The organism is Halorubrum tibetense, assembly GCF_042661865.1.
GTDB classification, from domain to species: Archaea; Halobacteriota; Halobacteria; order Halobacteriales; family Haloferacaceae; genus Halorubrum; species Halorubrum tibetense.
In genome coordinates this window covers 1-1,628 of sequence record NZ_JBHSWW010000398.1, presented here as the reverse complement: position 1 = coordinate 1,628, position 1,628 = coordinate 1, and the positions used below count along the sequence as shown (strand labels likewise).

The 1,628-nt window shown below is 68.6% G+C and carries 3 protein-coding genes and 1 tRNA gene; 2 read left to right on the top strand and 2 right to left on the bottom strand.

Features of this window, described 5'->3' with window-relative positions; translation table 11 throughout:
* Positions 1-204: 204 nt before the first annotated feature.
* On the bottom strand, positions 205-567 hold the full coding sequence (locus ACFQEU_RS15495; RefSeq protein WP_379783619.1) for a group I truncated hemoglobin: 363 nt from the start codon (positions 565-567) through the stop codon (positions 205-207).
* Positions 568-580: 13 nt separating this feature from the next.
* Between ACFQEU_RS15495 and ACFQEU_RS15490 the strand changes: the two genes are divergently transcribed.
* Positions 581-760 carry a hypothetical protein gene (locus tag ACFQEU_RS15490; RefSeq protein WP_379783617.1) on the top strand — a complete coding sequence of 60 codons (180 nt, stop codon included), beginning with the start codon at positions 581-583 and terminating at the stop codon, positions 758-760.
* Here ACFQEU_RS15490 and ACFQEU_RS15485 read toward each other — a convergent pair.
* Positions 742-826, bottom strand: a tRNA-Ser gene (locus tag ACFQEU_RS15485). The two genes, ACFQEU_RS15490 and ACFQEU_RS15485, sit on opposite strands and share 19 nt — an antisense overlap.
* A gap of 107 nt (positions 827-933) precedes the next feature.
* Here ACFQEU_RS15485 and ACFQEU_RS15480 point away from each other — a divergent pair.
* Positions 934-1,628, top strand: a 695-nt coding sequence (locus ACFQEU_RS15480; RefSeq protein WP_379783615.1) for an AAA family ATPase, incomplete at its 3' end; no start/stop codon positions are given.

Below are 1,628 nucleotides of genomic sequence, written 5' to 3'. Positions count from 1 at the left end.
GTGTGGGTCGCCAGCGCGCACCGCCGCGACGCCGGCGACGCCGACCTCTATCTCGTCTCCCGTGCCACCAACGCCAAGCTGGAAGCAGCGTACGACAAGCGCCGCCGCCGGCTCCGCGGCGATCCGGACCCCGAACAGGAGTCGCTCGGCGGGCGACCCTAACGGTCCCGACGACCCCGGCAGTCTCGGCGACCTCGTCGGCGTCTACCGCTCGACGATCTCCTCGCGGTACCTCTCGACGGCGTCCATCACCGCCTCGCGGTCCGTCGCGTCCACGTCGAACTCCCGCAGCGCGGCGTCGAGGTGTCCCGCCACGACATCGAACTCCTCGTCGGAGATATCGAGCCCCTCGTGGGCCTCTCCCATCTCCGGACCGTCGTACTGCATGGGGCCGTCGGTAACCGCGCTCAGGAACTTGGTCTGGTGGGAGCGCTGCTCCGCCATGTCGACGTCGTCGAAGAACCCGGCGACACGGTCGTCTGCGAGGACGCGGTCGTAGAACTCGTTGACCACGGCCCCGACCGCCGGCTCGCCGCCGAGCCGTTCGTACAGCGTCGCGTCGGACATACGAGATACACCGGTGCCCGCGGTATGGTTCTTTCCCTCCGTACGTGGTCGTCACGGCAGCAGGGCACTCCTAACCCTGTCGGAGCCGCCGACCCAGCGCGACGAGTCCGCCGACGAGTGCGATCCGGACGAGGAAGCGTCGAACCGCGTCGCTCTCGGGAACGAAGAGTGGAGCGCCGAGGCGGAGATTTGAACTCCGGTGTCCGAATGGACAGTAGATTTCGAATCTACCGCCTTGGCCAGGCTAGGCTACCTCGGCTCGATTCGACGTTGACGGGTTCGGATGTTATGGGTTTCGATCGTCGGTCGGTCCGGTGGTGTGATTCCCCCGACAACGCTTTTCGGGCCGGCCGTCCTCTCGCGGGTATGGACGTCCCCGACGCCGCCGACACCTGCGCCCGCGTCATCGACGAGGTCGGCTCCGCCGTCGTCGCCGACCGCGACTTCCTCGAACGCGTCACCCTCGGGATCCTCGCTCGCGGCCACGTCCTCTTGGAGGACGTTCCCGGTACCGGAAAGACCCTCTCGGCGCGGTCGTTCGCGACCGCGCTGGGTTTGGAGTTCTCCCGGATCCAGTTCACCCCGGACCTCCTCCCCTCCGACGTCACCGGGACGAACGTGTTCGACGAGCGCGACAGCACGTTCTCCTTCTCGCCCGGCCCGATCTTCGCGAACGTCGTCCTCGCCGACGAGATCAACCGCGCACCGCCGAAGACGCAGGCCGCCCTCCTCGAGGCGATGGAGGAGGGACAGGTCACCGTCGACGGCGACACCCACGACCTCCCGAGCCCGTTCTACGTCATCGCTACCCAGAACCCCGTCGAGAGCGAGGGGGCGTTCCCGCTGCCGGAGGCCCAGCTCGACCGGTTCATGGTGAAGACCTCGCTCGGATATCCCGACGAGGCCGGCGAGGTGGAGATCCTCCGTCGGCGCGCCGGCCGCGTCGATCGGAGCCCGAGCGTCGAGCGCCTCCTCGACGTCGGCGCGGGGAGCGAGCTCCGGACCGTCCCGGAGTCCGTCCACGTCGACGACGACCTGCTCGGGTACATGGCGTCGCTGGC

Coding starts and splice junctions, on each gene's coding strand:
- ACFQEU_RS15495 (WP_379783619.1), bottom strand. CDS start 567: ATGTCCGACGCGACGCTGTACGAACGGCTCGGCGGCGAGCCGGCGGTC.